This is a genomic window from Xenorhabdus thailandensis (genome assembly GCF_037996785.1).
In the GTDB taxonomy this organism is placed as follows: Bacteria; Pseudomonadota; Gammaproteobacteria; order Enterobacterales; family Enterobacteriaceae; genus Xenorhabdus; species Xenorhabdus griffiniae.
In genome coordinates this window covers 625609-643645 of sequence record NZ_JBBMXF010000007.1, presented here as the reverse complement: position 1 = coordinate 643645, position 18037 = coordinate 625609, and the positions used below count along the sequence as shown (strand labels likewise).

The following is an 18037-nucleotide window of genomic DNA, read 5'->3' as shown; positions in this document are numbered from 1 at the left end:
TACCGTACAGAAGATCAATCGATTAATCTCATTGATGACCCTTAACTTCACTGTAAACAGTTGGCAGTTCAGTATCGTGGCTCTCATTTTTCACAAAAGGCACTTTACCGGAAAAAATATCTTTTTGTGCGGAGGTTGCCAGACTGGTGAGGGAACCTGGTACATTAATACCTAGGTTTTTGCCTTTATCGTATCCAGTGACAGATTGTTGGTTAATTTGCTGGGTATTCAGCGAGACAGCACCTTGTGCGCTATCAATTTTGCTGCCCACTAAATAAGTTGTTCCAGAAACATCCAGATTAACCTCTTGGGTGCCCGTCAAGGTTGTTTGTTTATCTACCGCTTCTCGATCGAGAGTATCGTAATTGCCTTTGAGTTTGCCATTGTAGCCCTTGAACGCCGCTTTCAACTGGTCTGTCAAACTTGGGGCTTTATCTCCGGTTTTAGCGTCGTCGGCCGCCGCAGTTTCCGTTGTGGCAGTTGTCGTGTTTTCTGGAATGTTTTCCGCTGCGTTAGGAACAGCCTGTTTAGAAGCGGCATCTCCTTTGACGGTTTTGCTATAACTCAAGCCAGCATCCAGACCCACATTCAGGCTATGGGTGCTGTCCTTGCGGCTTTCGGCATTAAAGTTGCCACCAACTTTGCCCGTGATCTGATTAGCATCCACATTTGCACCTTTAAGTGAGGTATCTCCCGCACTGGTCAGGCTGACATTGCCACCGGAAACCTGTGCGTTATGGTGCGTGGTTTGTGCCAAGTTATTGACGCCAAATTTCACTTCACCGCCAATATTATATTTGCTATCGATGATCCTGTTGGCCGGATCGGTTGTTGAAGCATCACCTGTCGCACCATCACCTCCTTCTTTGCGGGCAGTAGAAGACATGCCACCTTTAGCTTTAGCACCGACATTCCAACCATTGGCATTGGCAGTCTCCTGGGCTGAAGTCAGTTCGATTTTCCCACGCTGTGCGGTTAAATCTACCTGTTTGCTGGAAACGTTGGCACCTTGTAATGTCAGGTTATTACCTGCATTCAGATTTACGCCTTGTCCACCAGCGATATTGCTGGTTTGAGCGGTAGTATTGTTCTGATTGTCGGTGTTATAACCGCCACCAAGGCTACCACTGAAATTTTTGCCATCAGGGTTGGTGCCCACGGTCAGAGAAAGTTCCCCATTGTAACCACTGCCTTGTTTCTCATTGTGGTTGGTGGCCTGATTGAATTGAATATTTCCACCTGTATTCACGCTGGCTGAACCTTTACCCGCATTGATTGAAGTGCCTTGGTAGCGCGCATCTCTAGTCACCTGAACATTAACGCCATTTTGGGCGTTAATGTTGCTGGTCACTGCGCTGGTAGTGCTGTTGGATGTTTCCTGATAGCTACCACTGCCTTTGCCATTAACGGAGAGATCTGCACCGGTTGTGGTATAGACACGTAAGCTGGCATTGCCAGTCGTGTCAGCGGTATGGGCGTTTTGGCTGTTAGCTGCCGCTTCACTGGTATGGCTGCCTGCGGTCAGCGAGACACCATCTTTGTTGGCTTGGTACTGTGTCCCTTGGTCATAAATGTCACCGTTCGTTGTGACTTTGACATCTCCTGCCTTGATGTTAGTCACCACAGCATTGGATTGATGGTTATTGGTGTAACGGCTGTTACCATTTAGCGCCAGTTCAATACCGGCATTAGGCAAACCCGTATTTGTGATGGAAGTATCCAGTTTCTTATCTGCGGCAGCCTTGACGGTTTTTTCTACAGGACGGGTCGTTGCGCTGTAATCGGCAGTCCCACTGATCTCACCACCTACCTGTAATTGACTGGTTGAGGTGGATTCAGTATTGGCTGTTGCCACATTTTTAATGCTGCCGGCATTAGCCTGATAGGAACCTTGCACTTGATGATCCGTACCCTGCTGCTTCAACTCACCCATTGCATTCAGCTCAAGGTTGCCAGTCACCTGAGTTTTGGTGACTTCTGCCGTTGTTCGGCTGTCGGATTTTCCATTGCTGTTGTAAGTTCCTTCAACACCACTACCGAGTTTGTCCATACCGCCAGTGACAAACACACTGCTGCTCAATTTTTCCTGTGAGGTTGAGGTTGATGTGCTATTTTCGCCAGCCAGCAACGCAATGTTATTTCCGGTAATTTTCGCATCGCCTTGTGTGGTGACCAACTTAGAGCCGGTCACGGTAACATTTTGGCCGGCATTTACGGTGAGGTTGCCACCATTTAGTTCTGATGGGCGTTGCGTTATGCCTTCATCTTTCTGTTTATCGGTGGTGTGTTCAAAACCGACACCTGCACGGTATTGGTTATCTTTCACATCCTTGGCGTAGTATTGCCAGTCAAGGTTGGTTTTTTCCTGTTGATCCTGATTTTTCTCACCATAATTTAGGATATTGATATTGCCTGATGTATTCATTTGCAGCTCTCCGGCACTTTTTGCCAGACTGCCAATAACATTAATGTCTTTATTACTGAGTAATTTCAGTTCTGCATCAGAAACCAATTGACTACCGGAAGATTTTTGCTGCTGGTTGTGTTCTTGGTTAGTATTTTTGGTGATGTTGAAAATGGTGCCTTTTCTTTCATCCACATCTTTAAAAGTATGGCTGACTGCATTATCGATAGTTAACTGTCCGTCATTGGCTTCAACATAAGCACCGTTTTGCGCTTTAACTTTACTGCCTGTAATGGTGACACCATTTGCTCCAGTCAGCAGTAAGTGCTCGCCAGACGTTACTTCGGAAATATGATGGGTTTCTGATTTATCGCGGTTATCTTTTTTGCTGCCACCGGCAATCCCGCCCCAATAGGTTTTATCCTTGGTAAGGATTTGATCATCAATGAGGGATTGGACAGTAATGTTAGTTTGCTGATCCGCAATAATAATCAGGTTCTTGCCTGAGTTAATCCGGGTTCCGATGATATCAATATTTCCTTTCGCGTTGATACCTAAGATCCCGCCTGCGCTTAATTCATTGCCGGTACTTCTTTGGGTGGTATTGACCTCATTCCAATTACCCGTTTGCAATGATGCACTATGGTTCTTTTTGTATCCCTTCTGTGAAGTTATTTCTGATTCCACCAAACTTGCTAGCTTCACATCTTTCCGGGCTGATACAGACAACTGATTGCCCGCTTTGATCTTACTGCCAAGAATTTCGGTATTGTCTTCACTGGCTAAATGGACATTTTCACGAGCATTGATGGTATTGCCTTCGTACTCGTATTTTTCACTCTCATTGGTGACATCATACTTCCAAGATAATTTCCGTTGATTATTCGTGTTACGGGCAAATTGGTGAAGCTGTTGCCCATTGAGTTTCAGATTGGTACCAGCTAGTTGGACATTATCCCCTTCAATATCAGTTGCCATCACTTGGTTGTCTTGTTTGGCCACCAGCGTGATGTTCTTGCCTGCCAATTGGGTACGGGCGACAGATTCACTGATTTGCTTTTGTTCGGTATAAATGCCACTAAAAGTGCTATCGTGATTATCGCTGCCCATTTTGTCTGATGAAGATTGACTCAGGCGTCCTTGGGACAGCACATTATTGCCGCGCAAGGTAATATCCCCGCCTTTTAGATCTGCAGCTTCCAATTTCACATCACCGTAGGATTCAACTTCAATGCCATCATTGGCGGTGACTTGGCCTTTTAAATTAACTCCGCTTCCTTCCGCCGTATTCAGCAGGCGAATGCGTCCTGCCCGCATACTGCCCAAATAATAGCTGTCGAGTGCATTGATATTGGCTTGCTGGGTATCCAAGATTTGGCCATCAGCCGAAATTTTGTTATTCCCCGTCGTGAGATTGAGGTTTTTTGCGGTGATCACCTGGCCATTGATGTCAATTTTAGGGGCGATCAGATTCAGTACATCATTATGGGATAAGCCATTGTTTCTGATATTCAGGGCGTTCAAATTATCAAACGTATTGAAGCCTTGCAGGATCCCATTTTCTACCAGCGGATTACCGACAACCAATGACGCCTGATTGGTATTGATAAAACCACAGCCGTTACAAGTGATACCGTTAGGGTTTGCCAGCACATAATCGGCAGCGATACCAAATACTTCCTGTTCGCCGAGCAAAAGCGAAGGATTACGGCTAATAACCTCATTTAAGATCACACTGGCAACTTGTCCATTGAGGTTGCTGTTGGCAGATAATTCACCTGCCAATTGTGATGTTCCATTCTCCAGGGAGTTATTGAACACCGCCCCCATTTGATTGACGTTAAAGTCTTGGTATTGGTTATGTGATAACCCTGATTCGGAAGGTGCAACGATATTGACCACTGTTGCGCCGGTATCCGCTTGCATAACATCTGGGCTGTGTGCGGCATCGCCACCAGGTGTAATATCATTGGCAAAACTGACTGAACAGGTTGCCAGAATAATTGCCATAGAGGCGGCAAGTTTTCCCGTTGGAGACAGTTTAAATTTTTTACTTTTCATATAATTTCCTTATTTGCATCTTTATTGCCATGTGCAGCGCTCTAGGGATTATTGTTCTAATAATCCCCACAACTGACTGCGGTTAAAAAATCAAATGGTTCAAAAAATTAAAAAGTGTAAGAGAAGCGAGTTAACAGTTGCATAGGTTCATCCGTATCCCTATTTGGGCGAGAAAGTAATTTGCCTCGGCTGATCTCAACATCTGCAAATAGTTGCTGATAGCGTAGTGTCAAACCTGCACTGAATCCGGCACTGCTTTTCCAGCTGTCCTGACTGCGATAACTTTTAACCTGGCCGATATCCACGCCGGTGCGTAACGCAAGTGAGCCATTGGCAATAGGGATTGAGTGAGAAAGCGTATTTCTTAAATACCAGCCATTATCAGCCGATGACACATTTTTACTGAAGCCTCGCACTGCATTACGGTCAGTTACATTGAGCCACTCAACACCCGGTAGCCCATCTTTACTGTATTGGGCATAAAATTGACTGCTAAATTGGTAAGGCACAGCCAAGAGTGTGAAACGCTGTTGTAAATTTGCCGATAATTTCCCTTTGGTAAATTGCTTATTCAGACTGGTTTTAGTGGTTTGGGCACCAAACCACGGCATTCCCCGTTCAATACTCATATTGAGGGAGATCAACCCTGAAGGGATAATTTGTAAATGGTTAATACCCAGTTCGAGGACACTCAATGTCTGGCTACTGACAGTAATCCCGGCTTCTTGGATATGGTTAGTGTAATTCTTATAAACAAACTGGGTGTTTAATGTGCTAATTTGTGACTGGTTACGATGAAAAACCCAATCGGCACGAACGCCTTTTTGTTGTGAATTCCCGTTCAGTATGATCGAGTTCCTCTGTAAACGGGGATGGCTAGTGTATTGGGAATAACTGTTAAATCCACTCAAGGTTACAGCTCCATAGGCGAGCGAATAGAGCAGAGTATAGGCGCGATTATATTGGGTATTGGGTTTATCGACGGTACTGGCGCCGTTGAGGCTAACAAAGTCAGATAATCCCAATGGGCTATCGACACTGGCATTGAGTCGCGTGATCCATTTTCCGGTGCTTTTATGTCCATAATTATCGGTTGTAGTGGTTATTCTCCATGGGGAAGAATGCTGATTATGTAGCTTGACGATAGAACCACCATTAACAGTACCCGGTAGAATATCGAGTGTCGTTTTGTTTGATTGCAGGCGATTTGCCTGATCTAGCCCTTGATCAAGCTTATTCAGGTTGAGTGGTTTGTTTGTCAAACGAGGGAATAGTGTTTGGCTATTAACCCAGCGGTCACCTCCTTCTATCGCCTCGACAAAACCTTCAACGACATTGATCCCCAGTTCATCATGGGGGTTTAGGGGAAGAAACTGAACGCGTGCCGTAATGTAACCTTTAGCAATATAAAGGTTGGTGATTTCCGCTGACAGCTTGTTGATATCATTGCTGGTGATACAGTTATCGGGCAGGGCACTGAGTGTATTTAGATCTCCTGGAGAGAGTAAGGTAATGCCTTGCAGATAAACCCCATTGATGGCCAAACATGGCTGCGCTTCCTTCACCACGGGTGAAACCGTTTGTGGTGAAACGCTATTTGAGCGATTAATCAATCCTTGATGGCGACGCTCTTCAATTAATTGGTCTATTTCCCGTGAACTGTCCTGTAAAGTTCTTCTTGCTTCATCTGTAGGGAAAGCAGGACTAAGCACGTCAGGGGATGCGCTTACCTGAAATGTAGAACATAATAAGATGAAGATTATTGTCCTTTTAATCATAGTAATACCCAAATGACAATAGTTGATGGGAAGTGTATCGTGTTGGGTTAGGTTTAAACATCCTGGTTTATTAATGAAGCATTAAAGCATAGAAAGTATTTTATGTTGTTCTGATTGATAATTATTTTTTGTTAAAAATTACATCTTAAATTTATAAATTTACCTTAGTTATTTATTATGATTCATTTTGGTTATGTATCATCTCAATATTAAGAGTTAAGTGAAATTTAATTTTGGTTTAAATATATCCATCTCTATCTCTTTTTATTTCATCTGCATAGGTGTTATTTTTGTATCAGTTTGAATTTATGGTGCTTTTTTATTTTTTCATCCTTATAATGTATAAGGAAATATATAATTAATATTTAAATTATTTCATTTTATAATGGTAGGTAATGCTGATGAATAATGGATGTTTTTCTCTATATTTATGATGCTATTGATACTGATGCAGTTTACAGAATTAATGCATCAGATATTATTGTCAGTGTGTCCACAAATAAAACTGGGTTTAAATATTATAGGGAGGTTGTTAATATCAATATTCTATTTTAAGAAATACTTTAAGATGGTTGTTGCCAAAATGCATGTGATGATATGGTGGTAATTCATGTAAAAAATAAACTTAAAATCATTTTATGCTTGTTTATTATCGTATTTTTGATTTTAAAAATATATTGAACGTCAAATTACATTGGTATGTATAAATTACCAGTGTTTCTTTCCCTTTTCTGATTGTTTCATGATGTAACAAATCGGATATACCTAATCACTCTAAAATAATCATAAAATCACGTTAGCAACTATTTATCTAGTTTATTATTTTATTACCATGTTTTTCTATTTGAAATCAAAAAAAACATGGGTACAATTACTATACTTTTTAGTCATCCAAAGTGTCCCTGTATGATACTGTTGATGCTAAGAATAAGAGATAGACATTAATTTTTATCTTGTAAACCGCACTTAGGATACTAAATAACAATTGTGTAACAATTGCTTGTTTTTAAGTAATAAGTGAGGTGGCGTTGTCTACACAATTCAAGATATACCTTCATGACATATTATAAAATCCAAAAAATACCAGTCTGCTGTTGGAAAGGCAGAGGGGGAGGTTTCTGTCTGTGTTTATCAGTGTCATGAGGCAAGGTACAGTGACAGAAATGAAACTGTATTGATTGGGTAATAATATTAGCTGTTTGATTTTAGAGGTGAAAATTCCAAGGCCGTTTTCTCATATCAGATTTGATTATGAAGGGGGGAATGATGTTTTTCCGTAATGTCGACAAAAGTAATATTATTATTTTCTCGTTAATGCTGGGAGTTATCATTTTATTTTTATCTTTTGGAAACAGCAGATTAGGAATTATTGATTACGCCGATAAGCATTGCCAGAAGAATACAACCTGCTTGATTGATATGAATAAGATTATTCCTTTTGACTGGGACAAAATGTATATCATCGACAAAGGCATAGCACCAGAGGATATTGAAAAAATTATCGGAACTAAGTTTGATTACGAAACGAGCCTTTTTTATAAGATTATTTTTGTCAGGGATCAGAAGGTGATTTATTCAGATGAATATCATCCACCTAATGAATCTTATATGAAAAAATTTATTAAGCCTAACTTTCATTATCCTTATGAAAGAGAGGGGAATTATTTTAGTCATTATGCTATTTCTAAAGATAACTCCATTCTTTCCGTGAAAATTGAAGATGAACCGCTTATGAGTGATAAAATCTATTACAATATTTTTCCTTCCAATGCGCAGCAAACTAGAGGGAGAGGGCTATAAAACATAAGATAAATACAGGATTGTATGCAGGCCATGGCTTTTACATGGCCTGTCTTTTTTATCTATTTTTTCTTAATGTCTATTTTGTTGCTTTTAGGGGTGATGTGGGACTGGCTTTTGCTACTTGGCTGTTTCAATTGTGGTGAATTGTTTTTATCAGCTAAATTCCTTGTCGTATTATTTTGTGCATTATCTTTTATGGTTTCTGGCTTATTGTTGTGTTCTTGCAGAAGTTCTTCCAGGGCACATGTGGCCTTTATATTTTCCAAAGTGCGAGTTAATCCTTTTATCAGACGCTCATCTTTATCTGCTTGAGCATATTGGAGTTGTTTTTCTAATGTTTTTTTCTTTATCTCACATCCTGCCTTACCTTGGTTTGCATAGGCAATACTCATACTGAAAACGATCAATACAGATGAAATCACTGTTTTCGACATCATGAACTATTCCTAAAATTTTGAGATTATTTATCTGGAATTTTATACGCTGATTTTGTTTTGATCCTGAAAATTCCTCTGGATCCACAACGAAGAGGGAGCATAAGGCAGCTTTTATCTTTTTTGTTGAGAATAAGGCTATAATGCCTCTTTCGTTGTCTGGTAGGGCATCAGGCAAGTTATTAATATTTTGCTTTCGGGGTTAAATCCAATGTTAAGTTATCGCCATTGCTTCCATGCCGGCAACCACGCTGATGTGTTAAAGCACGTAGTACAAAGCCTGATCATTGAGTCGCTTAAAATAAAAGAAAAACCTTTCCTGTATCTGGATACTCACTCTGGTGCAGGCCGCTATCATTTGAGTGGAGAACATGCCGAACGTACGGGAGAGTATCTGGAAGGTATTGCCCGTATTTGGCAGCGTGATGATATCCCCGAAGAATTGGCTGCATACATGGATGTTGTGAAAGCATTGAATCCACAAGGCACTTTACGTTATTACCCAGGCTCTCCGCTGATTGCCCGTCACTTATTGCGGGAGCATGATGAGCTTAATCTGAGTGAATTGCATCCCAGCGATTTTCCCCTGTTACGTACGGAATTTTCCCGCGACAGACGTGCCCGTGTCATGCGGGAAGATGGTTTCCAACAGTTGAAGTCAAAACTGCCACCAAAAAGTCGTCGTGGGTTTGTGCTGATCGACCCACCTTATGAATTGAAATCAGATTATCAGAATGTTGTTCAGGGTATTCAGGAAGGGTATAAGCGCTTTGCTACAGGTACTTATGCTCTGTGGTATCCCGTTGTTCTGCGTCAGCAGATTAAACGTTTGGTAAAGGGACTGGAAGCCACGGGTATTCGTAAGATTTTACAAATTGAACTTGGTGTGCGCCCTGACAGTGATCAACGGGGTATGACGGCATCAGGTATGATCGTCATTAATCCACCGTGGAAATTAGAACAACAGATGAAGGCCGTGTTACCGTGGTTGCATCAGGTATTAGTTCCTGAAGGCACAGGACATACATCAGTAGAGTGGATTGTCCCTGAATAAGGTAAAGGTTCAGCGTGGCGTCGTTATTAAAGGTTTGATGACGTCTGAATAAACTGTGACACGATATCACTCGATAGCCGTGGCCTATGGCAATAAGAGTTAGAATCGTCCACTGTGAGTGATAATTTTTTGTCACAATGACGTCAGGCTGAACTTTAGCAGTAACTTAATTGATTAGACGGAAGTGACCTAAGATGAGTAAACATTACGATTATATTGCAATTGGTGGTGGCAGTGGCGGGATTGCTTCCATTAACCGTGCAGCCATGTATGGGCAAAAATGTGCCCTGATTGAAGCAAAGGCATTAGGTGGAACATGTGTTAATGTGGGCTGTGTACCAAAGAAAGTGATGTGGCACGCTGCTCAAATTGCGGAATCTATTCATCAATATGGCCCCGATTATGGTTTTGATACTACCGTCAATCATTTTGACTGGAAAAAACTCATTGCTAGCCGTACTGCTTATATTGATCGTATTCATCAGTCATATGAACGCGTATTGAATAACAATAAGGTCGATGTTATTCAAGGATTCGCCCGTTTTATTGATGCACATACTGTTGAGGTTAATGGCGAAAAAATCACGGCCGACCATATCCTGATCGCGACAGGTGGTCGCCCTGTACGTCCAGATATTCCCGGTGCTGAATATGGTATTGATTCAGATGGTTTCTTCGAACTAAATGAAATGCCGAAGCGTGTTGCTGTGGTCGGTGCTGGCTATATTGCTGTTGAAATCGCGGGTGTTTTGAATGCATTGGGTAGCGAAACACATCTGTTTGTCCGTAAGCACGCACCTCTGCGTTCTTTTGATCCCATGATTGTGGAAACACTGTTAGAAGTCATCAAAACTGAAGAGCCAATACTGCATACAGAAGCAATATTACAGTCTGTGATGAAAAATAGTGATGGCAGCCTGACTGTTAAATTGCAGGATGGTCGGGAGCAGGTTGTTGATACGCTGATCTGGGCGATTGGGCGTGAGCCAATGACAGATAAGCTGAATCTGGCTGCAACCGGTGTTAGGCTGAATGAAAAAGGCTATATCCAGGTCGATAAGTATCAGAATACCAATGTTAACGGTATTTATGCAGTGGGTGATAACACGGGCGCGGTGGAATTGACACCCGTTGCGGTAGCAGCAGGGCGTCGTTTGTCAGAGCGTCTGTTTAATAACAAACCTGATGAACATCTGGATTACACCAATATACCTACAGTGGTATTTAGCCATCCACCAATTGGTACGGTAGGTTTGACGGAACCACAGGCAAAGGCTCAGTATGGCGAAGATCAGGTTAAGGTTTATACATCGTCATTCACCGCAATGTACACCGCAGTGACGCAGCACCGTCAGCCATGCCGTATGAAGCTGGTTTGTGTAGGAGCCAATGAGAAGATAGTTGGTATTCACGGTATTGGCTTTGGAATGGATGAAATACTGCAAGGTTTTGCGGTTGCGCTGAAAATGGGAGCAACGAAGAAGGATTTTGATAATACGGTTGCTATCCATCCGACGGCGGCGGAAGAGTTTGTGACTATGAGGGGTTAATGTAGAAAACCCACCTACACACGTTCGTACTGTAGAAAAACTGAGAGGCCAGAGCATCGTTCTCTGGCCTTCATTTATCGACTCATCGATACACTGCCTCTTCTAAAACGTTTATGCCCCATTGCTCGTTTTGACTCATTAGCTCAATCGAAAATATCCTCTCCTGTTGCCCTATAAATTTTCATCTATTTACCTAATGTTTGCCCCTACCGTATAGCGACTAACAATGTATGGGTATGAACCTGTTCTGGACATGGTGTGGCGATGAAAATCCCAAAAGCTAGCCAAAATAATTCTCGGAATAAATTGTCTCGGTTTTTCTGGTTTTGAAAGTACTGGAAACTCATTCAAAGTGATGCGAGGTTGCTAAAATAACGCGATGCTCGACTTTAACACCCTATAACGTTGGCTTGTTGAAGCCAGTCGCGTTGATTTTTACCTTGTTTAACATTGGCAAAAATACCCAACGTGTGAGAAAGCAGTTTTCTGGCAATTCGATTACTCAAATGCCACAAATCCCGTGCCCAGCACTTCTCGATAGCAAATTGTCCGGCGAGTTGACCAATCACGGTTTCAATTAAACGGCGTTTGGCGTTAATGATCCTTCTCGTTTTTCTGGGGAGGGGATCATCCATATTGGCTCGCACCGGGGTAATCATTTCAATACCCTCCACCCTCATTTCCTGCTTAAATTCAACGCCTAAATACCCTTTATCACCCAGCAAACAGCCTTTTATCGAGCCGAGCACATCCCAGATTGCTTCACGCTCACTGACACTGGCGGGCGTCAGTGTAAACCCGGTTACCACGCCGGTTTCGTCTATCATGAGATGTCCTTTGAAGCCGTAGTAAATTTCGTTTTTGGCGGCGCAGTACCCATAATCGGCTTGTCCTTTGAAGTTGGCACAGCCTTTTGCTCTTTTGAATCCACAGACGGGCAATGGAAATCCGTCGATAATATGTACCGGCCTGTCGAGCGCGCCCAATAACCTCGCCAGTTTTTCTTGCAGTTGTTGTTTAACAACCCAAAGATTCGAAATCTGTTTAGCGAAATTGGCGCGTGAACCCAGCCCCGGAAACCATTCGCGCCAGTGGCCATTAAAGTACGTCCAAATGCCTTTATCTGTTGAAAACCCTAAAAATTCACCCACCACTTCCATCGTGATAGCTTCTGCATCGCTCAGTTTAGGCGGATATCCCCGGCTTCTGAATCGCATACCTTGCTGTAACTGCGTTAAATTGTCATCTACCCAACAAAACACCCAAATGATAAAATCTTGCTGTGACATAGCCTTTTGTTCCTTTATTTCTCTATTTTTGACGACTTAAAGTTATAAAGGAGCGGCTATGTCATTTCAACTCATCATAAAAGTCGAGCATCGCGTTAAAATATTTAAATTATTTTATCTAGACATTTGAACGCTAAGCCTAGCTGGGGTTTTGTTAGAATTTAGGGTAATACACTATTACACGTTTAACAAATGGAGCTATCTAATTGAAGCTATATGAAAATGTTGTGATTGGAAATTTCTTGTATAGTTTAGGCTATTCGCTTGGAATGTCTCAATCAGAAAAAAATCAATTGTCTGTGATTAATTTGCTTCAACAGACCCCAGCAGATAAAGAGTTAGGAGATATGCTGTTAGAGTTTCCTAGCGTAGTCAGGTTAATCGAATTCAAAAATAGTGCTAGCAGTTTAGAAAAAGAAAAAAAACGATGCGAACAATTAACTGTTGCTATCGGAGAGCATGAAATTTTAAAAAAAATCTCTAGAGAAGTTCACTGGTATGTCGAAACAAAACCTTTTGAAGAAATTTGCTTAAATAATATCCTTACAATCTTCTTGAAGCAAGTAAGAAAAACGAAGAAAACATCGAAGTTGCAATTATAAATCTTAATAGAAATATTAACGCCATAAGTGATTGTACTAAGTCTCTTGATAGAAAAATTGAACATTCAGTTCAACTGGCTAGCAAAAGGTATGCGGAAATAATATCACAAGAAGTAATCTCTAAGCTCAAAAATGCAAATGAGTGTGCAGAAAGAGCCGCAAAAAAATATGAAAAGGCAGCAAAACTATCGGTTTTAAAGCTGGGAATGATGTTCTTTTTGTTTTTCCTATTGGCAGGAGTTCTTTTATGGTTTTTCTTCATTAAAGAAATTCCGACAATTAGTGAAATAAACTCATTAAGAAAAAGTTTTATTAGAGGAAAAGATATTAAGTTTGAAAAATTATGGTAATTTAACTTCATGTGGTAATGAAAGAAAACCATGCATAAAAGTCGATATTTCAACTAGGTACGGCGATGAAGATCCTCACTATTATGTTATCTTACCAAAACAGTGACCAACGTGTAATAAGGCGTCTAAGAGAGATTACCAATGTTTGGCATTTTCGGTTTAATTCTGAGTTGGTGTTTACGGCACAATGAGTTAGGGCTGAGTGGTAACGTTGCTCGCCCCTTAACACGGCTTTAGTCCATAGAATTTTTAAGATTATTGGTCAGCCGAAGTCGGATTGAGCAACATGTTGCCCGACTAGAAGAGGCAACACTCCATAATTATCACGACTCCAGAAACTGGCTGGACGAGCATCGTTTATATGTTAATACCGAGCAATAGAGAGACTGGATGCTCTTCCAAAGGAAGTAGGCTTGATCTAGGGGCTGTGGATGTTTTGTGAGGGGAATTGGAACGGCATGATGATCTGGTATCCTTGTTTTCGCCAAAAAACCGTTACCTTGAGAACATCATGCCAAGAACTATGTTACCAGCTCCTTTGTGGAATAAGCTATTTTTATTCATGCAACAAAATGAGCTTATCTACAATAAAGAGGAACACCGACTGACTTTCGAAGGCATTCTTTACCGGATGAGAACGGGTATTCCATGGCGTGAATTGCCGGATGAATTTGGCAAATGGAACACCGTATTCAGACGTTTTAATGCTTGGTCAAAAAAAGGCATTTTTGATTTATTATTCAAAATGTTGTCTGAAGACACGGATACTGAATGGTTGTTTATTGATGGCAGTATTATCCGTGCACATCAGCATAGTGCGGGCGCCGCCTCAGAGGAGAATGAGGCCATAGGTAAAAGTTGTGGCGGACTCTCAACCAAAATCCATTTAGCCGTAGACAGTTACGGTTTTCCTGTCCATTTTGAGCTTTCCGAGGGACAAACACATGATATCGTTCATGCTGAAAGTCTCCTTGCACAATCTCCAACTTCAGATTTTGTTATTGCGGATAAAGGATACGATAGTGAAGCTTTCAGGGAAATCGTCAAACGAAAAGGCGCGACACCGGTCATTCCCTACCGGAACAATAGCCGAAAATCGGATAAAAAGATTGATAAGGGTTTATATCGTTATCGTCATTTAGTGGAAAATGCGTTTGCCAGAATCAAGCATTTTCGTGCAATCGCAACAAGATACGATAAATTAGCACGGAATTATGCCAGTATGGTGGCACTGGCATTTATCATCGTCTGGCTACCCATGTGGTCAGAATAAATGATGAACACAAAACGTCAACAGACTCTATCTTGGAACAGAAAGATTTGAAGTTCATCCCGAGATGGACGAAAGCTATCTCATTGACTAACAGAGCAATGCCATCGGAATGGAATTGTAAGTGGCCCGCTTAAATAGGCGGGGCACTTGGGCACCGAGAAGACGGAACTATGTGCGAAATGCGTTGGGCCTTACCAACAGTAAGAAGAAGGAAAGAACAAGATTGGCTATCGCAAGGGAAGAGTTTTGACTAAGCAAGAGAACATTGTCCGTTATTGGCATGCCGTTGAGTTACTGTATTTCGGCGTGATACTGGCGAACCCATTTTCCCAGCGTACTGGTATTGACGCCCAATGAACGGGCGACATCAACAACCCGTTGTTGATGGAGAACAACCTGTTGAACTGCTTCCAGCTTAAATTCAGCGGAATAGTGGCGTTTGGTAAGCTTCACTTTCATTGTCACACCTCATTGTCATGTAATTAACATTAGCAATTTTTTGAGGTGTCCGGAATTATCATGCCACTACACTCCGCGACAATAAGTGCACTGCGTTCTCCCATTTGCTTGAGATAATCCCCAAGGGAAAGAGAGCCATCCAATACAGGTAAATGCTGCGCTTTGACAAATTGACGTTGGGTGTGAACAGACGATTCCAGTTTTCGGGTGAATAAGGTCATAAAAGATCGGCGCCTAAAGGAAGAGCGCCGATCTTAATGGATAACATGGGCTTTTACGACACCCTCTGAAGGACGCTGATAAAAGCGACACCTGTACCAATGGAACAGAAGCTGCCGACGATGAGCTTATCAACATTAGCAAAATCAGGTGATAAGTAACGGGCGCATTCGTCAAATGAGTGACCGTGATAGTAACCGGAATAGTAACTGAAGCGGCCAACCTGGATATTGGGATTGGAGACTTGTTCCGCTAATGTTTTGCCCTTAAAGGGACTATCGAAATAATTTTTCATAGGGTACTTGTTTTATTGTATAACCCGCCAAAACGTCGATAATACGCGGCGGTGGGTTGAGGTAATTGGCCAATGGTCGTTTCACAGCATTCACTGACATAGTGTGTCGCAGCAGGGCCAATGTGCTGATAAATATTGATACATAAATGACGGGCAATTTGCCCTTCCCATTGCGCGGGCAGCAGGGCATCAGGCAGCAGTGGGTCGCGCAGAACGATACGGCGGTAAAAGTGGATGAGCAGAAGACGCAGCTGGAAACAGCGTCTTGGCGTCAGGTCAGCCTCATGACAATCCCGTAGCAGCGTCATCAACGGGCGGAAGGAAACAATAAATTCGTGATAGTGCTGTGATATCTGTTCCAGTGACCAATTGAGAGAGACGAGTTCTTTCAGGCTCTGTTCTGAACGTGGGTAAGGATAATCAGCACGGAAATAAATGACAGAATTGCTGGCGTTGAGTTCCCCTAACAGTGAGGGAATATCTCTTTGGGAATGACTTGGAGCGGCCATCAGGGTACGGTTAAATTGTGCGAAACCGAGCCAGCTCAGCTCTTTTTTCAGGCGGATACGCTCGTTTTTGGCGGTGCCTTCCAGTAGCAGCAGATCCCACTTGCCATCCCATTCTGGCTGTTCACTGAGATAGATTTTATCCTCTGCATGACGAAATTGATGCATTCCCCGCTCGGCGATGCGGTAATAACTGCGTCGCCCTAGTTTTTCGACTGTAAGCCACCCTTCTTTTTGCAGCCTAAATACAGCTGTTCTCACAAAACGGTCACTAAACCCCATCGACTCCAGCAAGAAGCTCAAACTACCAAGCCAAACCTCACCGCCACGGTGACTCAGGGCATCCCCATATAAGGAGATGATAAGCGATGTTCCGCTGATAGGCTGTGCATTGAGAGCGTGTTGGATAAAATCGTCAAGTTTATGTGTCATAGTTTCGGTGATCTGCTCAAAAGTGTGTCATAACATTAGCATAACTGTATCAATGGGCTTAATCGATACGCTTAGAAAAATCCCTTTGAGGCGACATACTATTGGGAAAAATACCATTGGAAAAAGGTGCCACCGCTGTTTCATATTATTTAACTTGCGGTGGCGAAAGGTTTATTCGCGTGGTCGGTTGTCGATTACCCGTACTGCTTTACCTTCTGAACGTGGAATGACACCATAATTGACAATGCTGACATCGGTGTTAAGCCCTACTACCGATTTTATGTGATGGCGCAATTGATGACAGAGATTGCAACGTTGTTCATCGTTCAGCTGATTTGGCTCTTTCAATTCAACTTTGACTGACAAGCAATCATGATTGCCCTCGTGGTTGATTTCTAATTGATAATGCGGTGAGAGTTCCTTGATGTGCATGATCTGTTCTTCTATCTGTGATGGAAAAACATTGATGCCACGAATAATCATCATGTCGTCGGAACGGCCGGTGACTCTGCCGATGCGCCGCATATTACATGCCGTACCAGGCAATAAGCGCGTCAGATCGCGGGTGCGATAGCGGATCATAGGCATACCTTCTTTGCTCAGGGTAGTGAGAATGAGTTCTCCGGTTTCACCGTCTGTCAGGTTATTCAGGTTGTCAGGATTAATCACTTCCGGGTAGAAATGATCTTCCCAAATGGTGGCGCCGTCGGCGTATTCCAGTGATTCCATAGCAACGCCTGGCCCCATCACTTCGGACAGGCCGTAGATGTCCAACGCCTTGATGCCCATGCGTGTTTCAATTTCAGTACGCAAGGTGGTTGTCCACGGTTCTGCGCCAAAAATACCAATACGTAAGGAGCATGTGCTGGCATCCCCACCCATCTGGCGCTCCAGTTCATCCAGTAAAGTCAGGCAGTAAGAAGGCGTTATCATAATGATGTCAGGTTTGAAATCCACAATCAGCTGCGCTTGCTTTATGGTGTTACCGCCAGATACCGGAATGACGGTCGCTCCCAGTCGCTCAGCCCCATAATGTGATCCTAATCCTCCTGTGAACAGGCCGTAACCGTAGGCGATGTGAACTTTGTCTTTGGCACTTACTCCGGCAAATCGCAGGCAGCGGGCGATCAGTTCTGACCAATTGTCGATGTCCTGTTGGGTATAACCCACCACGGTTGGGCGTCCTGTTGTGCCGGATGAAGCATGAATGCGAACTATCTGTTCCATTGGGACAGCGAAGGTATCGAAAGGATAATGCTCCCGCAGATCTTGTTTGGTGGTGTAAGGAAATTTGGTGATGTCACTGAGTTGTTTAAAATCACTTGGATGGACACCGGCTGTATCAAATTTGTGGCGGTACATGGGAACGTTGTTGTAGGCGTGGTTTAGGGTCCATTTCATCTGGTTAAATTGCCATGCCTGAATCTCATCACGTGAAGCAAATTCAATGGCATCCAGAGATTGTTTGGCGGGTCTTTTTAGGTGTTGTACGTTGTTGTTCATAGTTTCCTGTCCTTTTGTTGGTTTG

14 protein-coding genes and 1 pseudogene are annotated in these 18037 nt (G+C 42.6%); 5 read left to right on the top strand and 10 right to left on the bottom strand.

Annotation, left to right across the window (positions count from 1 at the left end; genetic code table 11):
- Positions 1-28: 28 nt before the first annotated feature.
- Both AAC853_RS05540 and AAC853_RS05535 read right to left on the bottom strand, forming a co-directional pair.
- Positions 29-4465 carry a hemagglutinin repeat-containing protein gene (locus AAC853_RS05540; RefSeq protein WP_340613914.1) on the bottom strand — a complete coding sequence of 1479 codons (4437 nt, stop codon included), beginning with the start codon at positions 4463-4465 and terminating at the stop codon, positions 29-31.
- A 107-nt stretch (positions 4466-4572) separates the two neighbouring features.
- Positions 4573-6243, bottom strand: a complete 1671-nt coding sequence (locus tag AAC853_RS05535; RefSeq protein WP_340613913.1) for a ShlB/FhaC/HecB family hemolysin secretion/activation protein — start codon at positions 6241-6243, stop codon at positions 4573-4575.
- A gap of 1266 nt (positions 6244-7509) precedes the next feature.
- On the opposite strand from AAC853_RS05535, the gene AAC853_RS05530 reads away from it, so the two are divergent.
- Positions 7510-8043 (top strand): hypothetical protein, encoded by a 534-nt coding sequence (locus AAC853_RS05530; RefSeq protein ID WP_340613912.1) that lies wholly within the window; start codon positions 7510-7512, stop codon positions 8041-8043.
- 62 nt (positions 8044-8105) lie between these two features.
- Here the strand turns inward: AAC853_RS05530 and AAC853_RS05525 are convergent, their stop codons facing one another.
- A complete protein-coding gene (locus AAC853_RS05525; protein ID WP_338884101.1) occupies positions 8106-8483 on the bottom strand; it encodes a DUF1090 family protein in 378 nt (125 codons plus the stop codon).
- A gap of 208 nt (positions 8484-8691) precedes the next feature.
- Here AAC853_RS05525 and AAC853_RS05520 point away from each other — a divergent pair, with 208 nt between their 5' ends.
- Positions 8692-9534 (top strand): 23S rRNA (adenine(2030)-N(6))-methyltransferase RlmJ, encoded by an 843-nt coding sequence (locus AAC853_RS05520; protein ID WP_338884102.1) that lies wholly within the window; start codon positions 8692-8694, stop codon positions 9532-9534.
- A 194-nt stretch (positions 9535-9728) separates the two neighbouring features.
- Positions 9729-11084, top strand: coding sequence for a glutathione-disulfide reductase (gene gorA / locus AAC853_RS05515; RefSeq protein ID WP_340613911.1), 1356 nt, complete (start codon positions 9729-9731; stop codon positions 11082-11084).
- 389 nt (positions 11085-11473) lie between these two features.
- Here the strand turns inward: gorA and AAC853_RS05510 are convergent, their stop codons facing one another.
- Complete coding sequence (locus AAC853_RS05510; RefSeq protein ID WP_338882532.1) at positions 11474-12373, bottom strand: IS982 family transposase; 900 nt, start codon at positions 12371-12373, stop codon at positions 11474-11476.
- 206 nt (positions 12374-12579) lie between these two features.
- Here AAC853_RS05510 and AAC853_RS05505 point away from each other — a divergent pair, with 206 nt between their 5' ends.
- A complete protein-coding gene (locus AAC853_RS05505) occupies positions 12580-12975 on the top strand; it encodes a hypothetical protein (RefSeq protein WP_340613910.1) in 396 nt (131 codons plus the stop codon).
- A gap of 70 nt (positions 12976-13045) precedes the next feature.
- Here AAC853_RS05505 and AAC853_RS05500 read toward each other — a convergent pair whose 3' ends face one another.
- Positions 13046-13237: a hypothetical protein gene (locus tag AAC853_RS05500; protein ID WP_340613909.1), complete on the bottom strand. Its 192-nt coding sequence runs from the start codon at positions 13235-13237 to the stop codon at positions 13046-13048.
- Positions 13238-13836: 599 nt separating this feature from the next.
- Here AAC853_RS05500 and AAC853_RS05495 point away from each other — a divergent pair.
- On the top strand, positions 13837-14598 hold the full coding sequence (locus AAC853_RS05495; protein ID WP_340613431.1) for an IS5 family transposase: 762 nt from the start codon (positions 13837-13839) through the stop codon (positions 14596-14598).
- A gap of 291 nt (positions 14599-14889) precedes the next feature.
- On the opposite strand, the gene AAC853_RS05490 is transcribed toward AAC853_RS05495, so the two are convergent.
- From AAC853_RS05490 to paaK, 5 genes and pseudogenes are all read right to left on the bottom strand, one after another.
- On the bottom strand, positions 14890-15057 hold the full coding sequence (locus AAC853_RS05490) for a transposase (protein WP_340613908.1): 168 nt from the start codon (positions 15055-15057) through the stop codon (positions 14890-14892).
- Positions 15058-15086: 29 nt separating this feature from the next.
- Complete coding sequence (locus AAC853_RS05485; protein WP_340613907.1) at positions 15087-15278, bottom strand: hypothetical protein; 192 nt, start codon at positions 15276-15278, stop codon at positions 15087-15089.
- Positions 15279-15355: 77 nt separating this feature from the next.
- Positions 15356-15571 (bottom strand): annotated as a pseudogene (locus AAC853_RS05480) (type B chloramphenicol O-acetyltransferase); the annotation flags it as partial.
- Positions 15568-16509: a phenylacetic acid degradation operon negative regulatory protein PaaX gene (paaX, locus tag AAC853_RS05475; protein ID WP_340613906.1), complete on the bottom strand. Its 942-nt coding sequence runs from the start codon at positions 16507-16509 to the stop codon at positions 15568-15570. The gene paaX and the pseudogene AAC853_RS05480, both read right to left, overlap by 4 nt.
- A gap of 171 nt (positions 16510-16680) precedes the next feature.
- Positions 16681-18012, bottom strand: a complete 1332-nt coding sequence (gene paaK / locus AAC853_RS05470; RefSeq protein ID WP_273559333.1) for a phenylacetate--CoA ligase PaaK — start codon at positions 18010-18012, stop codon at positions 16681-16683.
- Positions 18013-18037: the final 25 nt, after the last annotated feature.